21 protein-coding genes are annotated in these 20,284 nt (G+C 52.6%); 14 read left to right on the top strand and 7 right to left on the bottom strand.

The genetic code is table 11. The features are described 5' to 3' along the window. Nucleotides 1-40: 40 nt before the first annotated feature. Nucleotides 41-682, top strand: coding sequence for an SGNH/GDSL hydrolase family protein (locus tag AB7C91_RS11425; RefSeq protein WP_428591581.1), 642 nt, complete (start codon nt 41-43; stop codon nt 680-682). Here the strand turns inward: AB7C91_RS11425 and AB7C91_RS11420 are convergent. Next, nucleotides 651-1,520, bottom strand: a complete 870-nt coding sequence (locus AB7C91_RS11420) for an HAD family hydrolase (RefSeq protein WP_428591578.1) — start codon at nt 1,518-1,520, stop codon at nt 651-653. The two genes, AB7C91_RS11425 and AB7C91_RS11420, sit on opposite strands and share 32 nt — an antisense overlap. 84 nt (nt 1,521-1,604) lie before the next feature. Between AB7C91_RS11420 and AB7C91_RS11415 the strand changes: the two genes are divergently transcribed. Both AB7C91_RS11415 and AB7C91_RS11410 read left to right on the top strand, forming a co-directional pair. Next, nucleotides 1,605-2,042 carry a MarR family winged helix-turn-helix transcriptional regulator gene (locus tag AB7C91_RS11415; RefSeq protein ID WP_428591575.1) on the top strand — a complete coding sequence of 146 codons (438 nt, stop codon included), beginning with the start codon at nt 1,605-1,607 and terminating at the stop codon, nt 2,040-2,042. Next, the gene (locus AB7C91_RS11410) at nt 2,035-3,402 is read left to right on the top strand and encodes an MATE family efflux transporter (protein ID WP_332445962.1); all 1,368 of its coding nucleotides are present in this window, start codon (nt 2,035-2,037) and stop codon (nt 3,400-3,402) included. The genes AB7C91_RS11415 and AB7C91_RS11410 overlap by 8 nt, the downstream gene beginning before the upstream one ends. On the opposite strand, the gene accA is transcribed toward AB7C91_RS11410, so the two are convergent. Genes accA through accB form a run of 4 tightly spaced genes read right to left on the bottom strand, consistent with a single transcriptional unit; the run spans nt 3,399 to nt 6,843 of the window. Then, on the bottom strand, nt 3,399-4,316 hold the full coding sequence (accA, locus tag AB7C91_RS11405; protein WP_332445961.1) for an acetyl-CoA carboxylase carboxyl transferase subunit alpha: 918 nt from the start codon (nt 4,314-4,316) through the stop codon (nt 3,399-3,401). The two genes, AB7C91_RS11410 and accA, sit on opposite strands and share 4 nt — an antisense overlap. Next, nucleotides 4,309-5,079 (bottom strand): acetyl-CoA carboxylase, carboxyltransferase subunit beta, encoded by a 771-nt coding sequence (gene accD / locus AB7C91_RS11400; RefSeq protein ID WP_332445960.1) that lies wholly within the window; start codon nt 5,077-5,079, stop codon nt 4,309-4,311. Before accD ends, accA begins: the two co-directional genes overlap by 8 nt. A 1-nt stretch (nt 5,080) precedes the next feature. Further along, the gene (locus AB7C91_RS11395) at nt 5,081-6,406 is read right to left on the bottom strand and encodes an acetyl-CoA carboxylase biotin carboxylase subunit (protein WP_428591570.1); all 1,326 of its coding nucleotides are present in this window, start codon (nt 6,404-6,406) and stop codon (nt 5,081-5,083) included. Beyond that, entirely contained in the window at nt 6,403-6,843 is a 441-nt protein-coding gene (gene accB, locus AB7C91_RS11390; RefSeq protein WP_332445958.1) for an acetyl-CoA carboxylase biotin carboxyl carrier protein, read from the bottom strand. Before accB ends, AB7C91_RS11395 begins: the two co-directional genes overlap by 4 nt. 156 nt (nt 6,844-6,999) lie before the next feature. Here accB and AB7C91_RS11385 point away from each other — a divergent pair, with 156 nt between their 5' ends. The 7 genes from AB7C91_RS11385 (at nt 7,000) to AB7C91_RS11355 (ending at nt 13,136) form a co-directional block, all read left to right on the top strand. Further along, nucleotides 7,000-7,956, top strand: coding sequence for a beta-ketoacyl-ACP synthase III (locus AB7C91_RS11385; RefSeq protein ID WP_428591567.1), 957 nt, complete (start codon nt 7,000-7,002; stop codon nt 7,954-7,956). Continuing rightward, nucleotides 7,941-8,897 carry an ACP S-malonyltransferase gene (locus AB7C91_RS11380; RefSeq protein ID WP_428591564.1) on the top strand — a complete coding sequence of 319 codons (957 nt, stop codon included), beginning with the start codon at nt 7,941-7,943 and terminating at the stop codon, nt 8,895-8,897. Before AB7C91_RS11385 ends, AB7C91_RS11380 begins: the two co-directional genes overlap by 16 nt. Next, nucleotides 8,894-9,607 carry a 3-oxoacyl-[acyl-carrier-protein] reductase gene (fabG, locus tag AB7C91_RS11375; RefSeq protein WP_332445955.1) on the top strand — a complete coding sequence of 238 codons (714 nt, stop codon included), beginning with the start codon at nt 8,894-8,896 and terminating at the stop codon, nt 9,605-9,607. Before AB7C91_RS11380 ends, fabG begins: the two co-directional genes overlap by 4 nt. Before the next feature lie 13 nt (nt 9,608-9,620). Next, nucleotides 9,621-10,874, top strand: a complete 1,254-nt coding sequence (fabF, locus tag AB7C91_RS11370; RefSeq protein WP_332445954.1) for a beta-ketoacyl-ACP synthase II — start codon at nt 9,621-9,623, stop codon at nt 10,872-10,874. A gap of 17 nt (nt 10,875-10,891) precedes the next feature. Next, the gene (gene fabZ / locus AB7C91_RS11365; RefSeq protein ID WP_332445953.1) at nt 10,892-11,332 is read left to right on the top strand and encodes a 3-hydroxyacyl-ACP dehydratase FabZ; all 441 of its coding nucleotides are present in this window, start codon (nt 10,892-10,894) and stop codon (nt 11,330-11,332) included. A gap of 11 nt (nt 11,333-11,343) precedes the next feature. Further along, nucleotides 11,344-12,555: an enoyl-ACP reductase FabV gene (gene fabV / locus AB7C91_RS11360; RefSeq protein WP_332445952.1), complete on the top strand. Its 1,212-nt coding sequence runs from the start codon at nt 11,344-11,346 to the stop codon at nt 12,553-12,555. A gap of 77 nt (nt 12,556-12,632) precedes the next feature. Further along, nucleotides 12,633-13,136 (top strand): HD domain-containing protein, encoded by a 504-nt coding sequence (locus tag AB7C91_RS11355; protein WP_332445951.1) that lies wholly within the window; start codon nt 12,633-12,635, stop codon nt 13,134-13,136. 212 nt (nt 13,137-13,348) lie between these two features. Here AB7C91_RS11355 and AB7C91_RS11350 read toward each other — a convergent pair whose 3' ends face one another. Continuing rightward, nucleotides 13,349-14,323 (bottom strand): sugar phosphate isomerase/epimerase family protein, encoded by a 975-nt coding sequence (locus tag AB7C91_RS11350; protein ID WP_332445950.1) that lies wholly within the window; start codon nt 14,321-14,323, stop codon nt 13,349-13,351. Between the two features lie 16 nt (nt 14,324-14,339). Next, entirely contained in the window at nt 14,340-15,359 is a 1,020-nt protein-coding gene (locus AB7C91_RS11345) for a LacI family DNA-binding transcriptional regulator (RefSeq protein WP_332445949.1), read from the bottom strand. A 227-nt stretch (nt 15,360-15,586) separates the two neighbouring features. On the opposite strand from AB7C91_RS11345, the gene AB7C91_RS11340 reads away from it, so the two are divergent. From AB7C91_RS11340 to AB7C91_RS11325, 4 genes are all read left to right on the top strand, one after another. Then, the gene (locus AB7C91_RS11340) at nt 15,587-16,591 is read left to right on the top strand and encodes an autoinducer 2 ABC transporter substrate-binding protein (protein ID WP_332445948.1); all 1,005 of its coding nucleotides are present in this window, start codon (nt 15,587-15,589) and stop codon (nt 16,589-16,591) included. Between the two features lie 106 nt (nt 16,592-16,697). Beyond that, a complete protein-coding gene (locus tag AB7C91_RS11335; RefSeq protein ID WP_428591556.1) occupies nt 16,698-18,182 on the top strand; it encodes a sugar ABC transporter ATP-binding protein in 1,485 nt (494 codons plus the stop codon). Nucleotides 18,183-18,193: 11 nt separating this feature from the next. Continuing rightward, the gene (locus tag AB7C91_RS11330) at nt 18,194-19,234 is read left to right on the top strand and encodes an ABC transporter permease (RefSeq protein WP_332445946.1); all 1,041 of its coding nucleotides are present in this window, start codon (nt 18,194-18,196) and stop codon (nt 19,232-19,234) included. Further along, nucleotides 19,234-20,280 (top strand): ABC transporter permease, encoded by a 1,047-nt coding sequence (locus AB7C91_RS11325; RefSeq protein ID WP_428591552.1) that lies wholly within the window; start codon nt 19,234-19,236, stop codon nt 20,278-20,280. Before AB7C91_RS11330 ends, AB7C91_RS11325 begins: the two co-directional genes overlap by 1 nt. The last annotated feature ends 4 nt before the right edge of the window (nt 20,281-20,284 follow it).

Genomic DNA, 20,284 nt, shown 5'->3' with positions numbered 1-20,284 from the left:
CACCCTTGAGCGAGGCAAAGAGCTGGGATACACTGCCGGCATGACGAAACCAACCTTTTCCCTACTTGCCGACTCCATCTCCACCTTCAAAGGATTCGTCCCGGTCGAAAACGAACTCTTCTATCCCAAGGAAGGGGTGGACGTGACCAAGGTTGAGCATACCTGGTGGCACATCCTGATGCAGAGAACCGGACTCGAACTGGTCGTCAACGAATCATACTCGGGCAGCAGGATCAGCAGGACCGGACTCAGACCCCTGACATCCTGTTTTCAGGACGAGAAGCGCCAGGCTCGCCTCGGTGGGGATATCATCATTGTATTCGGGGGGACCAACGACTGGGGCCAGGCAGATCTTCCGGTAACCAAGGAAGTTTTCACCCAAGCCTATCACCAGCTTGTCTCGTCGATGGTTGCCCGTCATACCAAAAGCTCCCTTTATTTCTGTACACCGCTGCAACGTACCGACCGGACATTGGAAGAAACCAACATGCATGGTTGGAACCAGTTGGAATTGGCACAAATCATCAGGGAGGAAGTGGCCGGTCATCCTACAACCCACCTCATCGACCTGGCGTTGTATCCGATCACCTGCGGTGACGGGATGCTTGCAGACAACCTGCACCCGACGCGCAAAGGGATGGAAGTGCTTTCTATCTTGATGCAGCGGGGTCTGGGCCTGTAGAGAGTTGCTTCATCTGGGTGTACGATGCCTGCAGTTGATTCTGCGCCTGCATCATGCGAAGTACATTGGAAACCAAGGAATAAAGTTGTCCGTCTTCGGTGTAATCGGCTTCCGTGAAAAAGGAAATCCTTTGCTCGCGCATCAAACGATGGCTTGTCTCCTCCTTCCCTGGTGCGTGAACAGCGATGCTGACGCCCCCGTTCTGTTTGACCAGTTTCATGCAGGGCACATCAGTCAGCCCATCCCCGATGTAAATCATGTTCCGAAACGGAACACTACGCTCGGATTCTGCGGTATAGGCATTCAGTTGCGCATCCTCGAACACATCCAACACCCCTTTGTTGATACGGAACAAAAACTGCGTCTTGGCCGTATAATTCACTGAAAGCTTCGGCCATACCGCCACTTGGTTCTCATCGTAGAAATACTCACAGGCATAGATGCGACGGAACGAAGAGCCGATGGCGGATCCTTCGATGATCTCCCTCAACCCCGAGGAGATGATGAAGTGCTCAATGTTCAGATCCAGTTTTCTGCCCAGGGCATTGATGCGGTCGAACCATGTCGTTACCCCGGGGAAGAATTCCAATTCCTTCCCCAGATTGACAAAGTCGCTGCGTCGTATGGGTTGTTGATGCATCCGTGACTCGTCCAGCATCACCTTCATGTAGGCCAGAATGCGGTCCATACCCTGCGTACGGGCAAGCGTATTGGATTTCTGCCAGAACTGTTCGCTGTGCATACCCAACTTGGGGATGAAGGTATATTCCTGCATATCCTTGGTGGTCAACGTCTTGTCAAAGTCGTACATCATGGCAATGGTGGGTGTTTCATGCATGGATAGAGTATAGCACAACACAGGGGAAATACCGATGATTTCATACAGTTGACATGTCAACCATTTATCGGTATATTCCCTTCCATGATCCCCAGCCTCGGTCGTTTGATCGCGATCCTTTACCGGAAAAACCAGATCTACCTCAATACGCAACTCAAGCCGTACAACCTCACCAGCGGAGAGGTGGGCTTGCTTATGTCCCTCTACCAAGAGGAAGGTCAGACGCAGGAAGCCTTGTCAGCCGCCCTGAACATCGACAAGGCGGCCACCGCCCGAACAGTAAAGGTTCTTGAACAAAAAGGATATGTCAACCGGGAACAGGATACTGAGGACAAACGGTGCAACCGAATCCACCTCACCGAGAATGCTCGTGTCTTGCAACACGATATCATATCGGTCATACAGAATTGGAGCAGAAACATAGCAACGTTTCTCGGAGAGAAGTCATATGCAGAGCTCTATTCCAATATCAAGAATATCATCGACTATACACAGCAGGAGTATACCGAATACCATGAATAGATCACTCGAGCATGCCAATCCACTCGGCATCGAACCCATCCCCAAACTTCTGGTCCGCTTCAGCGTGCCCGCCATCGTGGGCATGTTGGTCAACGCCCTTTATAACGTCGTAGACCGCATCTACATCGGCAACAGCCCTACCCTAGGTGCCAACGGCATCGCAGGGATTACCATCGGATTTCCCATCATGATCATTCTCATGTCTATGGGCGTGTTGTTCGGCATCGGCGGTTCCACACTTTTTTCCATCCGTCTCGGACAGAAGCGAACCGAGGATGCCGAGCAGGTACTGGGCAATGCCCTGTTCATGCTGCTCACCGGCGGGTTGCTCTTCATGATCATCGGCCAGCTCTTTCTCTCCAAGATCCTGGTGCTCTTCGGAGCCAGTGAGACGGTCCTCCCCTATGCAACCAGTTACATGCGCATCATCTTCTTCGGCTCAATTTTCCAAGTTACCAACATGGGGATGAACAACTTCATCAGGGCGGACGGGAATCCCAAAGTGGCGATGCTTTCCATGCTCCTGGGAGCCGGCACCAACATCGTACTCGATCCCATCTTCATCTATGCCTTGAATTGGGGAATGGCCGGAGCGGCCTTTGCCACGGTACTCAGCCAATGTGTCTCCACCATCTGGGTGATTTCCTATTTTCTGGGCAACCGGAGCAGGGTCAAGCTGGAGGTAAAAACGATTCATCTGCAAGCTTCGGTGATCAAATCCTTCACGATCCTCGGACTTCCGGCATTCGTCCTGCAGATCACCTCCAGCCTGCTCAACATCATCCTCAACCGTACGCTGATCCTCAACGGCGGGGATCTGGCAATATCGGCGATGGGAATCGTCAACAGTCTGCAGACCTTGATCTTCATGCCGGTCATCGGCATCAACCAAGGGGTCCAGCCCTTGATCAGCTTCAATTTCGGGGCAAAGCAGTATGACCGGGTCAAGCAGGCAGCCAAACTGGGCATTCTCAGTGCGACGGCAGTCATGTTGATCGGTTATCTGGCAACCCGGTTCTTCCCCACAGCCTTGGTGGGGATGTTCAACAGACAGCCGGATTTGTTGAATCTGGGGACGTTCGCGCTCAAGCGCTGGTTCCTGCTCACCCCGTTGGTAGGGTATCAGATCATTGCAGGCAATTTCTTCCAAGCCATCGGCAAGAGTAGAATCGCCTTGACGCTCACTCTGTCGAGGCAGGGCCTCATCCTGATCCCATCCATCCTGATCTTCGCCCATTTCTTCGGTCTTGAGGGCATCCTGTGGGCAGCACCTGTTTCAGATGCCCTTTCCACCTTGTTGACCACTTTCTTCTTCGTCCCGGGACTCAGGGATTTGGAGAAGAAAGCGGTTACCATCTAACGCAGGCTCTCGGTCTTGGAGAATACTCCCAGCAGCGGTTGCCACCATTCCTTGCCTCCGGACACCTCTCCGATGCCTCGGATCTTCTTGATCCGGTAGCGGACCAGGTGCTGGGCGGGTTTGCTGCACAGATTTTCCAGATCTCGCAGGATCGTCTGCTTCATCAAGGCTGCGGTTTCCTCTGCATTGCGGTCGGGAATGATGTCATGGATGACCGAGAATTCCTTCAGATGCCGAGCGGTCATCTTCATCGCTTCGGCGGCTTCCTTGGCCTTGCTCGGATCCCTGAGCAGAATGGAGGCAAACCCCTCGGGGGTGATGACCGAATACACGGCATGCTCGAGCATGTACAGCTTGTCTCCCACCCCGATTCCCAATGCTCCGCCGCTTCCCCCCTCGCCGATGATGAATACCAAGATCGGGGTCTTGAGGGTGGAAAACACCTTCAGGTTCTGCGCTATGGCTTCCCCGATGCCTCGTTCCTCCGCCCCAAGGCCGGGATATGCACCGGGGGTATCAATGAAACAGACGATCGGTCGTCCGAATTTCTCAGCTTGTTTTGCCAGGCGCAGGGCTTTGCGATACCCTTCCGGGTTGCTCATCCCATAGTTGCACAGGACGTTTTCCCGGAAATTGGCACCCTTGCGGTTCCCAATGAAGGTAATAGCCTTCCCTTCCACCATGCCGATGCCCCCGATCATGGCCGGGTCATCACCATAGAGGCGGTCCCCATGCAATTCCATGAAAGAGTCACAGATCAAGTCGATGTAGGCTTTCGCCCCCGGTCTTCCCTGTTGACGGGAACGCACTACGCAATCCCAAGAGGACAAACCCTCCTGGCTGCCTTGCTGTTCCGCCAAGGTTTCCATATGGTCAAGGGATTGCTTCAAGTCCGGTTTCTGTTCTTCATGCATGCTCGAATCCTCTCTTGGAATGGGTCTTGATCAAAAAGGAAAGGGTTTCCCGTAACTGTGAGCGCTCGACCATGGCGTCGACGAACCCTTTCTGCATCTGGAACTCCGAACGTTGGAACCCCTCGGGAAGTTTTTCCTTGATGGTTCCCTCAATGACCCTCGGGCCGGCAAAGCCGATGATCGCACCCGGCTCGGCAAGAATGACATCACCGAGCATGGCGAAGGAAGCGGTGACCCCTCCGGTTGTAGGATTGGTCAAAACGAGGAACAAGGGGGTGTGGGTTTCCTCAAGCAATGCTGCAGCACTGGCGGTTTTTGCCATCTGCATCAAACTGAAGATGCCTTCCTGCATCCTGGCTCCGCCGCTGGCGGTAAACAGGATGACCGGTTGGTTGGAAAGGGCTCCCTCCAACATGGCCTGGGTGATCTTCTCCCCCACCACCGATCCCATACTGCCGCCCATGAAGGAAAAGGACATGACGCCCACCACCACAGGATCGCCTTCGATCGTACAACGACCGATGGTCACCGCATCATTGAGCGAAGATTTCTTCTCATTCTCCTTGAGTTTATCCTCATACCCTTCCAAGGAGATGGGGTTGACCGAACGCATTTCACCGGCCATCTCGACGAAGGAAGAAGGGTCGGCGATCAAGGAAATACGTTGTTTCGGGGTAAGGGGAAAATAGTAGGAACAGGAAGGACAGATGCCTAATGCATCCAACTCAACTTCCTTCTGACACTGGGGACAGAGTACTGCCATGTTATTTCTTCTCCTGTTCACAGACCTTTGCATACAGGTCCGTCCCAAACCGTCCGCTGGTGAACGGCCTGCTCTTGATCAATTGCTTCTGCTCTTCCAGGTTGGTCTTCACCCCTTCGATGCAGACCTCCGAGAGAGCGCGCAGCATGATGGCCAACCCTTGGTCCCGGTTGGGTGCATGGACGATGATCTTTGCGATCAAGGAATCATAGTAGGGACTGAGTACAGCTCCTTCCTCCAGATAGGTATCGAAGCGTACATGCGGTCCGCCGGGCATGACGAACTTGGTAAGCGTTCCGGCACTCAGGCCGTTTATGCGACATTCCAAGGCATACCCATGAAAGCGGATGTCCTCTTGTGTATACCCCAGCCGTTTCCCTTGGGCGATGCGAATCTGCTCCTGCACCAAATCCAGGCCGCTGACCAGCTCGCTGACCGGATGCTCAACCTGCAATCTCGCATTGACTTCCATGAAATAATAGGAATCCTGTTCAACAAGGAATTCCACCGTTCCCGCCCCGCGATACCCCAATTCCTTGAACAAGCGTACGGAATCAGCACACATTGCTTCCCTGAGGCTGGGACTGAGGATGGGAGAGGGACTCTCTTCCAATAATTTCTGATGATTCTTCTGTACCGAGCAATCACGTTCCCCTAGATGGAGCACCGTGCCCTTGCCGTCGCTGAGCAATTGGATTTCCAGATGTCTGGGTTGTTCGAGGTACCGTTCCATATGCACCGAATCATCGGCGAAGAACAGAAGGGCTTCCTTGCGGGCAAGGGCGAGTGCCCCAGCCAGGTCGGATTCCTTGCGCACAATGCGCATTCCTCTTCCTCCCCCGCCACTGGCAGCCTTGAGGATGATCGGATAGCCGATCTGACCTGCCGTCTGTTTGGCATCTTCCAGATCCGTGATGGCTTCCTTGCTGCCCGGGGTGATGGGAAGTCCTGCTTTCAGGGCGACCTTGCGGGCCTCCACTTTGTTTCCCAACAAAGCGATGGTCTCGCTTTTCGGTCCGATGAAGACCAGACCGGCTTCTTCAACCGCCTTGGCGAAGGCGGCGTTCTCACTGAGAAAGCCCACCCCCGGATGGACGGCGTCACATCGTTTCAGGCAGGCGGCAACGATGAGATTCTTGCTGTTCAGATAACTTTCCTGTGAGGGAGCAGGCCCGATACACACGGTATCATCGGCCATCCGCACGGCTTGGGTCCGGGCATCTGCACTCGAGTATGCGACCACGGTTCTGATTCCCAAGTCCTTGCAAGCACGTACAATGCGTACGGCGACCTCACCTCGGTTGGCGATCAGAATCGATTTGATCATATCCGCTTTACCTTGAACAGGGGTTGGCCGAATTCCACCATCTGCTCGGGTTTGGCCAGGATCTCAACCACTTCACAGGCATATTCAGCTTCGAGTTGATTCATCAGCTTCATGGCCTCGATGGTGCACAGCACCCCATTTTCATGCACTTTCGTACCAACGGTCACGTAGGGGGGGGCATCCGGAGCCGGGGTAAGGTAGAACGTACCCACGATGGGGCTTGTGATCACCTCGGTTGCAGGACCCTCCTGCTTCGGCGGTTCCACGCGTTTCGTCGTTTGCGGTGCTGCAATTGGGGCGACGGTTCGTCCTTCGCCATGCACTTCGCGTTTGAGCTTTACGGTATATCGGGATGAGGTGAGTTCGAACTCACTGAGGGTGCTTGCGTCAAAGAGGGAAATCAAGTGATCAATATCCAAATTGTCAATGGTATCCATAGGTAGGTTCCTCATACAGATGGGGATGAGATGCTTCAAAGGTGCATCCAGACTTGACTTAATCATAACAGTATGGTCTTTTTGTGTCAATATTGACAAAATTTTCTAAATTGTAATAATTATAGGCATTATGTTTTATGCACAAGGAGAGCGCCTGTGAAGCCGCTACATTCCATACAGATCACTGCAGTGGGAGCCTACGCCCCACCCAAGGTGCTCACCAACACAGAACTTTCCACCATCGTCGACACCAGTGACGAGTGGATCAGAAGCCACACCGGAATCGGAGAACGACATATAGCAGAGAAGGAACAAACGACAAGCGACCTGGCAATGTTTGCCGTCGAGGATCTGCTTGCCCGCTTCGGCCGCTCCAAGGACGAGATCGACGGCATCGTAGTCGCAACGGCAACGAGCGACTACCCCGGCTTTCCTTCCACCGCCTGTCTGCTTGCCGAGCGGCTCGGAACTTCCGGTCCCGCCCTCGATGTCAGCGCCGGATGCACCGGCTTCATCTATGCCTTGGAAGTGGCCCGGGCCATGATTCTCAGCAACAGCATGCGCAATGCTTTGGTGATCGGTGCGGAGAAACTATCCTCGGTGATCAACTGGAAGGACCGCAACACCTGCGTACTCTTCGGAGACGGAGCAGGTTGCGTACTGCTTGAACAGGATTCGAGCAAGCAAGGACTGCTCGACACCCTGCTCAAGGCGGAAGGCGCCGGTTCGGGAGCCTTGACCATCGACCCCGGCCAACGGTGCATCACCATGGAAGGCAGGGCTGTGTATAATTTTGCCGTCCGGTCGATCGGAGAAACCATTCTTTCGCTTGTGCAACGTAACAATCTGACGATCGATGATATTGATTGGATCGTTCCCCACCAAGCGAACAAGCGTATCATCAGCGCCTGTGCCAAACGGTACTCGCTCAATGAGGATGCGTTCTATCTGAACATCGAGCACTATGCCAACACCTCGGCGGCATCCATTCCCCTTGCACTCGCAGAGATGCAGAAAAAGGGGTTGCTGAAAGAGGGACAGAAACTTCTGTTTGTGGGCTTCGGAGCCGGACTTACCTATGGAGGATCACTACTCGTATGGCATCAATCCTAGCACTGTACCCTGGACAGGGTTCCCAAAGTCCCCTGATGGCAACCGATCTGTACCAGGCAAGCAAGAAAGTCAGGGACTTGTTCCAGTTGGCCGGTGAGATTGCCGGCCGAAATCTCTATGCCTTGGTGAGTGAAGGCAGCGAGGACGACTTGAAACCAACCCAAGCTTCACAGTTTGTCATTACCTTGGCAAACCGAAGCGCACAGATCAGGTTGGAGGAAACCGGGCATACGTTTGTCGGACACAGCGGATTCAGCTTGGGTGAACTCAGTGCCTATGCAGGGGCGGGAATCCTTGACGATACGACGCTTTTTACCATCGTAAAACGCAGATCGGAACTCATGGATGAAGAAGCCAGAAAGGCACAGCAACGGTATGGAGAGCTCGGAATGGCAGCAGTCATCGGCCTCGGTTTTGCCGCGGTCAACACCATTCTGGAGGAGGCTCGGCTTCCTGGATTGTATGCATCAAACGACAATGGTCCGCAGCAGGTGGTGCTTTCCGGGCTCACTGAATCGATGCTGAAGGCCAAGGACCTGCTTACTGAAGCCGGCGCGAGGCGGGTGATCCCCCTCAAGGTTTCCGGACCGTTCCATACCCCGTTCATGCAGGAAGCGACCACCGGTTTCAGGGCCTTTTTGGACAGCCTTTCCTTCTGCGATCCAACCAGCCTTGTGCTTTCCAGCGTAGACGGCTCGCCCATCAAGGATGGCGAGGATGCGAAGGATCATCTTGCACGACAGCTGGCACAGCCGGTGCGATGGACTTCCGTCCTGGGAGAAGTGGCAGCATTGGCTCAGCAAACAGGTGCACAGGTGGCCGAGGTCGGATACGGAAACGTCCTGTGCGGCCTGTGCAAAAACAGCAAACTGGATATATCCTGCATCGCGCTCGGGCAGGAAACAGCGATACAAACCTTTGGAAAGGAAATACGACAATGAGTGAACGCATGCATGCATTGGTTACCGGAGGATCACGAGGGATCGGGTTGGCGATCATCAAAGCCCTGCTCGCCGATGGATATGAGGTCTGGTACCTTTCCCGCAGCCGCGGTGAGGGGGCAGACACGCAGGACCTGCATCACATCGTGTGTGACATGGCCGACAGAAGCAGTGTGGAAGCTGCATTGGAACAGGTCATCGCGGAGGCGAAGACGGTGGATGTCCTGGTGAACAACGCAGGCATCACCCGCGACGGGCTCATCATGCGCATGAAGGATGATGCCTGGGATGATGTACTCGCCGTGAACCTGACTTCGGTCTTCCTTACCTGCCGGAGGCTTTCCCGTCTGATGGCCGGTTCCCGCAAAGGTTCGATCATCAACATCAGCAGTGTGGTTGGATTGATGGGGAACGGTGGGCAGACCAACTATGCGGCCAGCAAGGCGGGCATCATCGGATTTTCCAAGAGTCTTGCCCGTGAGTTGGCTTCACGTTCGGTGCGGGTCAATGTTGTGGCACCGGGTTTCATCGATACATCGATGACCGAAGTGCTTTCCGACGCATTGAAGGAACAACTGGCAAAGCAGATTCCCCTTGGACGCATCGGGGACGCGGATGAGGTTGCCCAGGCAGTGGCATTCCTGGCATCAGAGAAGGCTTCCTACATCACCGGCCAGGTTCTGGCGGTCGATGGTGGGATGGCAATGTAAACGGGGTGGTACTATGAAAGAACTTGAACGAGTGGTAGTGACCGGAATGGGGACGGTGAATCCCCTCGCAACAAATGTGGAACAGTTCTGGGAGAAGATACAGGCTGGGGTGTCGGGGATCGGACCGATCACCAAATTCGATACGACCGAGTATCCTGCCAAGATTGCAGGAGAGGTCAGGGATTTCGACCCATCCGACCTGCTTGACCGGAAGGAAATCAGGGGTATGGCCGACTTCACCAAATTCGCCGCTCATGCCGCCGTGCAGGCGATGAATCAGGCAAAGTTGCAAGCAGGGTCCTTCGATCCGTATCGCAGCGGAGTCTACATGGGAAACGGCATCGGTGGTTTCGAGGTGGTCGAGGAGAACCTGGCCAAGCTGTATGACCGCGGCCCGCATGCTGTGGCCCCGTTGACCATCCCTAAATTGATCAGCAACGAGGCGGCCGGCAATATCGCCATCCACTTCGGCTTCAAGGGACCGTGCCATACCACGGTGACCGCCTGTGCATCGGGTACCGATGCCATCGGGGATGCATTCAACGCCATCCGCTTCGGCTTGGTCGACGTGGCGTTGGCAGGAGGGACCGAGGCTGCGATCACCCAACTCAGTGTTGCCGGTTTCTGCCGTCTACAGGCACTGGCAACCCGGTACAACGATACGCCGACGATCGCCAGCCGTCCGTTTGACAAGGAACGGGACGGATTCGTCATGGGTGAAGGCTCGGGCATGCTTGTCCTTGAGTCGCTGTCCCATGCACAAAGCCGTGGTGCACAGATTCTCGGGGAAATCGTTGGATACAGTATGACCTGTGATGCCTACCACCTGACGGCTCCCGATCCGGCGGGAGAGGGAGCTGCAAGAGCGATGCGCTCAGCCTTGGAAATGGCGGGAGCAAAGCTGGAGGAGGTCGATTACATCAATGCCCACGGCACCAGTACCGCAGCCAACGATTCCATGGAGACGAAGGCGATCAAGACGGTGTTCGGTGACCATGCATACAAGCTCAAGGTCTCTTCCACCAAGTCCATGACCAGCCATTTGATTGCAGCCGCTGGAGCCGTTGAGGCCATCGTATGCATGTTGGCGATCCGCGACCAGTATTTCCCCTGCACGCTGAACCTGACCAATCCAGACAGCGAGTGTGACCTTGACTATGTACCGAACCAAGGAAGGAAAGGTACAATTCGCTATGCCATGAGCAATTCGCTTGGATTTGGCGGGCACAATGGTGTGCTCGTATTCAAAGCATTCCAAAACGCCTGAGAGGAGGAACAGGAAGCATGCACGAACCGTACGAAACTCCGATGGAGCTGCTGCCCCACCGCGACCCGTTTTTATTTCTTGATGAACTGTTGGAAGTGGATGAGAAACACACCGTTGCCAAACGGGTATTTACCGCCGATCATTTCTTCTTCAAGGGCCATTTCCCCGATTATCCGGTGGTTCCCGGAGTAATCCTGGTGGAGACCATGGCCCAATGTGGAGGAGCTGGACTCTGTCAGGCAGGAATTCTTCCGCATGGTGCTTTCTTTGTGTTGGCAACCATTGAGAAGGCCAAATTCCGAGCCCAGGTGAGACCTGGTGACACGGCAATCATTGAGGTCCATAATACCAGGGTGTCCCAGTCAATGCTCAGGCAGAACGGTACGATAACCGTCAATGGACAAAAAGCTGCCGAAGCTTCCTGGATGTGCATCGTCGGCAACCAAAACCAATTATAAAGAGGCTCGTTGTGATCATTACGAAGAAGGTACTGAGAAATGTTTCCCTTACCGCCCACCCCGAGGGATGCCGCAGGTATGTAGAGGACCAAGTGGCTTGGGTGAAAGCCCATGCACAGGAAAGCAAGGAAGCTTCCTATCCACAAGCGGCCTCGCTTGCGTTGCCCAAACGGGTTCTGGTGCTAGGGGGATCAACCGGCTACGGGCTTTCCTCCCGAATCGTCGCTGCATTTGCCGGCGGAGCTGACACGATCAATGTAAGCTTTGAACGGGAACCGAGCGAAAACAAGACGGCCACTCCGGGTTGGTACAACACGATGGCGTTCGAAGCCCTTGCCCGGAAAGCCGGTTGCAAGGCGAGTTCCGTTTTTGGGGATGCGTTCAGTACCGAGATCAAGAAAGAGACGGCAAAACGAATCCGAGAGGAATTGGGTAAGGTCGATCTGGTGGTATACTCCTTGGCAAGCCCGCTTCGTACGGACCCGCAAACCAACGTGACCTATCGGTCGGTGCTCAAGCCGATCGGACAACCCTTTGGGGCGTTATCGGTCGACCTGGACAGTGACGTGGTCAAGAGCGCAGTGATCGAACCTGCAACGGACGAGCAGGTTGAGGAAACCGTCAAGGTCATGGGCGGCGAGGATTGGAGTCTTTGGATTGATTTCCTGCTTGCTGAAAACCTGCTTGCCGACCATGCCATTACCGTGGCCTACTCCTACATTGGGCCGAGGATCACCTACCCTGTTTACCGGGAAGGAACGATCGGCAAGGCGAAGGAGCACCTGGAGAAGCGTGCAGCAACGCTCGAGCAGAAACTGAAGACCATCGGGGGAAGGGCATTCGTGTCAGTGAACAAGGCCTTGGTCACCCGCGCCAGTGCGGTCATTCCTGTGGTTCCCTTGTACATGGCTTTGCTCTATCAGGTAATGAAGGAACGCAACCTGCATGAGCACTGCACCCAGCAGATCTACCGTCTCTTCACAACGAATCTCTACAGCGGCAATCCCATCCTCACCGATGAGCAGGGAAGACTCAGGGTGGATGACTGGGAAATGCTGGAATCGGTACAGAAGGAAGTCGAGCGCCGATGGGCCCTCCAAAAGGAAGGCGAAAGCCTGAAGGAAGGTGATCTGGCCGGTGTCCAGACGGAATATGAACAGATTCACGGGTTCGGTTTCCCGGATATCGATTATTCGAAGGATGTCGATCCAAGAGCAATCTGAATCAACGAATGGGGGCGGCTTCCAACAGAAGGTGCCCCCGTTTTGTTTTTCCTGTATAGTACAGCAAGAAGGATTCTATGGAAAACAATACCTTGCTTGCCCGTCTTCTGGATGATGTCATCGCCTATGATGGTCCGAATGCACACAGAATTGCACATTTGATCAAGGTGCATGGCTATGCCAGAGCCATCGGTTTGCTCGAGGCCCTGGATGAGACTACGCAGGTTACTTTGGAAGCTGCAGCCATCGTGCATGACATCGGCATAAAAATCTGTGAAGAAAAATATGATGGACGCTCCAGCGGAAATCTGCAGGAAAAGGAAGGTCCTCGGATTGCACGGGAATTACTTTCCAATCTGGGATTTCCAGAATCCGTCATCGATCGGGTTGCATTTTTGGTCGGACATCACCATACCTATCATGATATCCAGGGTCTGGATTATCAGATACTGGTGGAAAGTGATTTTCTGGTGAACCTGCAGGAACATCAGAGTGATATCCAGACGATCAAGCACACCTATGCTCAGATTTTCAGAACCGAGAGTGGAAAGCGTTTTTGCTCGATGCAATTCGGCCTGTAACATAAGGATTTCCCCATACCCCTATCGCTTTCGTCCTTTCCGTTCAAGCAAATGTTTATCGGTCATGGTACGCTTGGTGGTCGTCGGTGAAGTCGGAAGCTGCCGAATAAGGCCCCATGCTTCCATCTTGCAGATAATACAGGGTTGTGGAGACAGGCATCCCGAGCAATCAGGGAATATCCTGATCGGTCGGGATGTTCAGAAGATTCGCTCTATTTGAAGAAAGTCTTGCGCAACCACCGTTGCGTCTTCACCGCATCACCAGCACTGACCAAGGCGCGCAGCTCCTGCATGACGGCATCATCCAAACGTCTTTCGATCATCTGGAGGAATTCGACGCTCTCCCGCAAGGCACCTTGCCCGTCTTCACGGTAGGGATACTGGTCCATGGAGAGCCATCCTGCGTACTTGGTTTCCTTCAGCCAGAAGAGTGTCTCCACATAGACCGGGAAATGAACCGATCCGACGATCATATCATCATCCCAAGCCCCATAGTTGTCATTGAAATGCATATGAAATAGTTTGCGCCCGTATTCCTGAAGAATGACGATTGATTCGGCTACATTCTCTCCGGCTACGAAGGCATGGCCGGTATCGATGCAGACACCGACATTCTCCAATCCGGTTTCCTTTGCCAGCAGCAACGTATCGGATGCCCTGGCCATAAAGCAATAGTTCCTTGGTTCCTTCGGCTTGTACTCCAAGGCGAAGTTGATGTCGGGTGCAGAAGCAGCAACCTTTGCAATATTCTCCTTCAGCCAACCCCGTTCACGGACGAGGTCTGACTGTAAAATGTAATCGTACCCATCCTGCCCCGGCCAGATGTTCAATGTTTTGCATCCAAGCTGACGGGCCATTTCCACGCATTCAAAGGTATACTCAAGGGCTTGCTTCCTGATGTCAGGGTCCTTTGCGGAAAGACTCCCCCGTCCCCAGCGTTTCTGGCTGAAATGGTCGGGAATGATCGAGACGCATTTCAGCCCGTATTTGGCAAGCATCTCGCCTACTTGTTCCACATTCTCACGTGAGACATCCCAAGTCCCCACAAGTTCCACACCTTCGACGCCATCTATTTCCGACGCTTGTCGGATCAAGGTCTCCTTCGGCAATTCATCCTTATATCCGGATGAGAGAAACCGATCACAGGTGTTTCCCAGATTCCCCAAGATGATTGAATACTTGCTCATGACCAAAACCTCCTTGTCACGTCCTTTGCATTACACTATCCCGGATCACCAAACTCCCCCCGATCAAGATACTGACCGGTTCATGGGTCCGTTTGGAAACAATCTTCTCCAAAAGCAGTTGCGCAGCTTTCCTTCCCAATTGATGGTTGGGAACTTTGATCGAAGTAAGATGGGGCTCCATCATCGCAGACATCGCAAGATCGTCAAACCCGATCAGCGAGATATCCATAGGGATGGACAAACCACGTTCCTTCAAGGCCTTCATCGTTCCGTATGCTGCAATATCATTGTAGCAGAAGAGAGCCTGCGGCAGGGATCTGCCGGGAGTAACCTGCATAACCATGGAGTTGTATGCACCGGAGAATCCCGGTTCAACGGTGAAAAAGGAATCGGCATCGGCATGCATGCCGAATTCCTGCATGGCAAGTAGAAAGGCTCGCTCCCGCATCAGTACGTTTCCCGATTTCACAGAACAGGTCACCATTCCGATCGTTTGGTTTCCCTTATCCTTCAAATAGCTGATGAGCTGATACACCGCACCGATGTTTGCCATATCGACGAAATCGCATTGTACATGATCAAAAAAGGTATCGATCACCACATACGGGATCGTCAAGGCTCCCAGCAAACGGATATCAACTTCGTCAAGTTCCGTTCCCAGTATGATGACCCCTTTCGGCCTTCGGTTCTGGATCGCACCAACACAAGCCGATACGAATTGGCATTGATAGTCCACAATCTCGAAGGTATAGCCGGCTTCGCAGACTGTTTGGTTGATGCTGTCGATATAATCCATGATGAAGCTGCTCTGATCCTGATTGAGTATCAGGCCATGCTTTCTGAAACGTGCGAACATGATGAAGCCTTGGCTGGGATGACTGACTATCCGTTCTCCCGGAACACGATATTGCATCTCCTGGGCCAGGGAAAGAATACGCATACGCGTTTCATGACTGACTCCCTTATGCCCGTTCAACGCAAGTGAGACTGTGGTTTTTGATACGCCTGCCTTCTCGGCAATCTCTTTGATCCCCATATGCACAGCATACCTGCGATCAGAATTCCCTGTCAAATAGTTTAATAAATTTTAATTAATTAATTTATATATTCGGCTATTTTATCAATTTTATTCACTATTCAGTGGTAATAATCGTATTTTTTTTGCCAAGTAATCCAAACAACTAAACTATTTAGTTATAGTATTTGACTTCTCAATGCTCCGGGTTTAGTATTTTGGTACATACTGTAAAGGAGGAACACAGGATGAAAAGGATTCTCGCACTCATATTGGTGGTACTTATGGTAGTACCGGCTTTGTTTGCTGCAGGACAGACGGAAACGAGTAAGGGCTATGAGATCGTAGTGGTACCTAAGGATGCCTCAAACCCTTGGTTCGTTCGCATGAAGACTGGTGTTGATGAATACGCCAAGGAAACCGGACTGAATGTGTATCAGAAGGGAACGCCCCAGATCGACGCTACCTTGCAGGCACAGCTCATCCAGGACTTGATTGCACAAGGCGTAGATGCATTGTGTGTTGTTCCCGTAGATCTGGAATCATTGGAACCGGTGCTTGCCCAAGCGCGAAAAGCCGGTATTGTGGTCATCACCCATGAAGGGGCCGCCCTGGAAAACGTCGATTATGATATCGAGGCTTTCAGCAATGCAGGATACGGTGCATTCATCATGGACAATCTCGCGGAAGCCATGAACTACGAGGGAGTCTACACCACCATGGTGGCTTCCCTGACCAACGGCTCCCATAATGAATGGGCTGACGCCGGCGTAGCGCATCAGAAAGCAAAGTATCCCAAGATGCAGCTTCTGGATGCAGAGAAGCGTGTTGAATCCAATGACAATGGTGATGTTGCCTACAACGTAGCCAAGGAATTGTTCAAGAAGTACCCCAACCTGAAAGGAATCATGGGGACTTCCTCCTACGATGCTCCGGGTGTTGCACGTGCAATTGAAGAATTGGGACTCATCGGAAAAGCCTTTACTTCCGGAACCGGCATGCCGTTGGACAATGCTGAGCTCCTCAAGAGTGGCGTGGTCAAGTCCCTTACCCTCTGGGATCCCGCCCTTGCCGGCAAAGCCATGATTTCGCTTGCGGTGAAGGTACTCAAGGGTGAGAAGATCGAAGCACCGCTTGATCTTGGTGTCAACGGCTATACCAACATGAAATTCAAAGCCGGCAGCAAGACGGTTCTTGAGGGCGAAGGCTGGATCGTCATCAACGCTCAGAACGTGTATGATTTCGGGTTCTAAGTAGATTCCATACTGTTCAGCCCTGCCGAATATGTGTTCGACAGGGCTGTATTATATGAGACACCGAAAGAGTTTGGAAAAGACCTGAAAGAGGGGGTAGCGTAGTATGTCAGAGAGCCTACTCAAAGCCGTAGGAATTTATAAATCATTTGTAGGAGTGCAGGCGCTCAAAGATGTTTCGTTCACGATACATCCCGGTGAAATTCATTGTTTGGCCGGTGAAAATGGAAGCGGCAAATCCACCTTGATCAAAATCATCAGTGGCGTATACAACCCGGATGCTGGATATATCGAATTCAACGGAAAGCAATATGAAAAAATAACCCCGATAGAAGCCATCAATAATGGCATACAGGTCATTTACCAAGATTTTTCGGTATTTCCGAATCTGACCGTCATGGAAAATCTCGCCTTCAACAGTGAACTTGCCGAAGGTCGCAAGATAGTCAACTGGAAACGCATGCGGACCATTGCAGAGGAAGCCCTTTCGAAAATCAATGTAAGCATCGACTTGGATGCCTATGTAGGGACATTGTCGGTCGCCGAAAAACAGATGGTCGCGATCAGCCGGGCCCTGATGTTCAATACCAAACTCATCATTATGGATGAACCTACGACGGCGCTCACCAAGAAGGAAGTCCGCAACCTCTTCGATATCATTCTCCAACTCAAGAAAAAAGGAATTGCCATCCTATTTGTCAGCCATAAGCTGAACGAAGTGTTTGAAATCTCAGAGAACTTCACCATTCTCAGGAGCGGTGAATTGGTGGCCACCGGCTCCACCGCTGAATTGGATGACAAAAAATTCACCTACTATATGACCGGAAGGGATTTTGAGGCACGACGTTTTGTAGCCAAGCAGGTTTCGAAACAACCGATACTTCACGTAAAGCATATCGGGGTGAAGGGCAGTTTTTCAGATATTTCCTTCGCTTTGCATCGAGGTGAGATCATCGGCATCACCGGACTGCTGGATTCGGGACGCACCGAATTGGCGCTTTCCTTGTTCGGCATGAAACCCATTGAGGAAGGAACCTTCCTGCTGCAAGGCGAACCTGTGGTCATCAAAAGTCCCCGGGATGCCATCGACCACAACATCGGGTATGTACCGGAAGATCGCTTGAGCGAAGGCTTGTTCCTGCCGCAAAGCATCGCCGACAATATCATCATTTCGGAAATAGACCAGCTGACAAAGCGATCTGGCATCATTGACCAAGACAAACGGAAGCAGGAAATCGATCGATGGGTCCACGACCTCTCCATTGCAACTCCGAATCCGAACAATGCAAGCCAGACGTTATCCGGTGGAAATCAACAGCGGATCGTACTGGCAAAATGGCTGGCCTGCAACCTGGATGTATTGATCCTCAATGGGCCTACCGTTGGCGTTGATATCGGTTCGAAGCATGACATCCACGGTATTCTCCAAAATCTGGCGAACCAAGGTATGGGAATCATCATCATCAGTGACGACCTGCCTGAGGTAGTGGAAAACTGTTCCAGGATTCTCGTCATGAAATCAGGACGAATTGTTGCTGAGTTGGCGGCAGAAGCTGCAAACGAGCAAACAATCCTATCGTATATGCTCTAGGGGGAATGGGTATGAATAGCACAACACCTGCATTGCTGAAAAAACTGGCCCGGCGCAACGAGCCCTATATATTCCTGGTACTCCTTGCATTGTGCCTGCTCATCGAATTCCGGTCAGGCCAATTCTTCTCTCCAAACAACCTTGTGGATATCGCTTCGGCGTTGATCGTCCCCGGATTGTTTGCAGTCGGGACGTTTCTGGTCATCATTTCCGGAGGCATTGATGTATCATTCCCCGCATTGGCATCCTTGAGCGTCTATGCAACGACCAAATTCCTGCTGGACATCGACTACCAAGGTGGAGTCTGGCTGGCAATCGTACTCGCGTTGGCAATAGGCGCATTACTCGGTGCTTTCAACGGCTTGTTCATCGGATACTTCAGACTTCCGGCGCTCATTGTGACCCTCGGTTCTTCCAGTGTATTCAAGGGAATCATGCAAGGCGCCTTGAATTCACGGCAACTGACCATCATTCCCCCGGGAATGCGGGAGTGGGGCACCAGTTCCCTGTTCACCGCACGCAATTCCATCTCGGGGCTGACCAGCAGGATGCCGGTTGCGTTCATTGCCCTGGTACTCGTCTTGTTGTTTGTATTCTTCCTCTTGCGCTACACCATGTTCGGAAGAGGCATTTATGCGATCGGGGGAAGTGAAGTAAGCGCACACAGAGCCGGGTTTAATGTCGTAAGAACCAAAGTGATCATGTACATCATGGTTGGCATGATCTCCAGCCTTGCCGGTGTCATCCGGGTATGTATGATGCAACAAGCCCACCCGACCAATATGCTCGGGATGGAAATGAATATCATAGCCGGTGTCGTTTTGGGAGGCACGGCGATCACAGGAGGTCGTGGCACGTTGCTTGGATGCATGCTGGGAACCCTTTTGATCGTCATCGTCGGCAATTCATTGATCCTGCTTGGCATTCCCACTTCCTATCGGAGTGTATTCACCGGAGCGTTGATCATCATCGGAACCGGCGTCAGTGCATATCAAGTCATTCTGATGAACCGGACGAGGAAGCATGCATCCAACCTCAAGGAGGCTGCCTGATGACACAGACGTATACGCGCTCGCTAGATCGTTTCAGAACATTGTATCGCAGTGACAGGCATGTCTGGCGATTGGTGCTGATGATCGGCATCTGGATGCTCTTCATGGCAATCACCCGATTCAACAAGTTTTATACACTCATCAACTTCCAGACGATGGCTGCACAATTCCCTGAATTCGGATTGATGAGTCTGGGAGTCATGTTGTGCATGATCACCGGAGGCATCGACCTGTCAGTGGTCGGGATAGCCAACCTCACGTCCATTCTCATGGCTTTTCTCCTGCTCAATCTCACATCAGCGGGCGGTGCACTTCCCGGCTATGCCATCGGATTGGTGATCGTACTCGCCATGCTGCTTGGCGCTGGATTCGGATTCTTCAACGGCCTGCTCGTCTCGAAATTTCATATCCCCCCGATTCTTGCAACCATGGGGTCAGGGGAGCTGTTCACCGGCATATGCCTGGCCATGACCAACGGGAATGCTATCAGCAAATTCTCCCGATCCTACGCCCAGACAATCAACAACCGTATCTTTGACTTGATACCGGTACAATTGGTCATTTTCATCGTCATGGCGGTGTTCATCTGGTTTCTTATCTCCAAGACGGTGTTCGGAACAAAAATCTATATGCTCGGGACCAGCGAAACCGTAGCCAAGTTCAGTGGTTTGCGCACTGACCGTCTGCTGATCGAAACCTATGTAATTTCCGGCATCTGTGCAGCATTGGGTGGGATGATCATGCTTGCCAACTACAATTCCGCTCGTGCGGATTATGGTTCGGTATATACCCTGCAGTGCGTCTTGATCGTCGTTCTGGGCGGCGTCAACCCAATCGGAGGGAAAGGACGGATCAGCGGAGTGGTGCTGGCAATCATCCTGCTCCGCTTGCTCGAGACCGGACTCAACCGGTTCCCCACCATCAGCAGTTATTACATATCTCTCATCTGGGGCGGTGTATTGATCCTGGTCATGGTGCTCAACTATTTCACCGAGAACAAGAAACCCTTGAAGAAACGGTTGGTCCGCTTCCCTTCCACCAAATAAGCGG

Origin of the sequence: Sphaerochaeta sp. (genome assembly GCF_050256055.1) — a bacterium.
Lineage (GTDB): Bacteria > Spirochaetota > Spirochaetia > Sphaerochaetales > Sphaerochaetaceae > Sphaerochaeta.
Note: the sequence above shows the minus strand (reverse complement) of the source record. Positions and strands in the feature narration are given on the sequence as shown.

Excerpts from the sequence above, each read along its gene's own strand:
- fabZ (WP_332445953.1), top strand. The coding sequence starts at position 10,892 with ATGCACGAACCGTACGAAACTCCGATGGAGCTGCTGCCCCACCGCGAC.
- AB7C91_RS11380 (WP_428591564.1), top strand. The coding sequence starts at position 7,941 with ATGGCATCAATCCTAGCACTGTACCCTGGACAGGGTTCCCAAAGTCCC.
- AB7C91_RS11355 (WP_332445951.1), top strand. The coding sequence starts at position 12,633 with ATGGAAAACAATACCTTGCTTGCCCGTCTTCTGGATGATGTCATCGCC.
- accB (WP_332445958.1), bottom strand. The coding sequence starts at position 6,843 with ATGGATACCATTGACAATTTGGATATTGATCACTTGATTTCCCTCTTT.
- AB7C91_RS11340 (WP_332445948.1), top strand. The coding sequence starts at position 15,587 with ATGAAAAGGATTCTCGCACTCATATTGGTGGTACTTATGGTAGTACCG.
- AB7C91_RS11425 (WP_428591581.1), top strand. The coding sequence starts at position 41 with ATGACGAAACCAACCTTTTCCCTACTTGCCGACTCCATCTCCACCTTC.
- AB7C91_RS11395 (WP_428591570.1), bottom strand. The coding sequence starts at position 6,406 with ATGATCAAATCGATTCTGATCGCCAACCGAGGTGAGGTCGCCGTACGC.
- AB7C91_RS11345 (WP_332445949.1), bottom strand. The coding sequence starts at position 15,359 with ATGGGGATCAAAGAGATTGCCGAGAAGGCAGGCGTATCAAAAACCACA.
- accD (WP_332445960.1), bottom strand. The coding sequence starts at position 5,079 with ATGGCAGTACTCTGTCCCCAGTGTCAGAAGGAAGTTGAGTTGGATGCA.
- AB7C91_RS11350 (WP_332445950.1), bottom strand. The coding sequence starts at position 14,323 with ATGAGCAAGTATTCAATCATCTTGGGGAATCTGGGAAACACCTGTGAT.
- AB7C91_RS11420 (WP_428591578.1), bottom strand. The coding sequence starts at position 1,520 with ATGCATGAAACACCCACCATTGCCATGATGTACGACTTTGACAAGACG.
- fabF (WP_332445954.1), top strand. The coding sequence starts at position 9,621 with ATGAAAGAACTTGAACGAGTGGTAGTGACCGGAATGGGGACGGTGAAT.
- fabG (WP_332445955.1), top strand. The coding sequence starts at position 8,894 with ATGAGTGAACGCATGCATGCATTGGTTACCGGAGGATCACGAGGGATC.
- AB7C91_RS11415 (WP_428591575.1), top strand. The coding sequence starts at position 1,605 with ATGATCCCCAGCCTCGGTCGTTTGATCGCGATCCTTTACCGGAAAAAC.
- AB7C91_RS11330 (WP_332445946.1), top strand. The coding sequence starts at position 18,194 with ATGAATAGCACAACACCTGCATTGCTGAAAAAACTGGCCCGGCGCAAC.
- accA (WP_332445961.1), bottom strand. The coding sequence starts at position 4,316 with ATGCATGAAGAACAGAAACCGGACTTGAAGCAATCCCTTGACCATATG.
- AB7C91_RS11410 (WP_332445962.1), top strand. The coding sequence starts at position 2,035 with ATGAATAGATCACTCGAGCATGCCAATCCACTCGGCATCGAACCCATC.
- AB7C91_RS11325 (WP_428591552.1), top strand. The coding sequence starts at position 19,234 with ATGACACAGACGTATACGCGCTCGCTAGATCGTTTCAGAACATTGTAT.
- AB7C91_RS11335 (WP_428591556.1), top strand. The coding sequence starts at position 16,698 with ATGTCAGAGAGCCTACTCAAAGCCGTAGGAATTTATAAATCATTTGTA.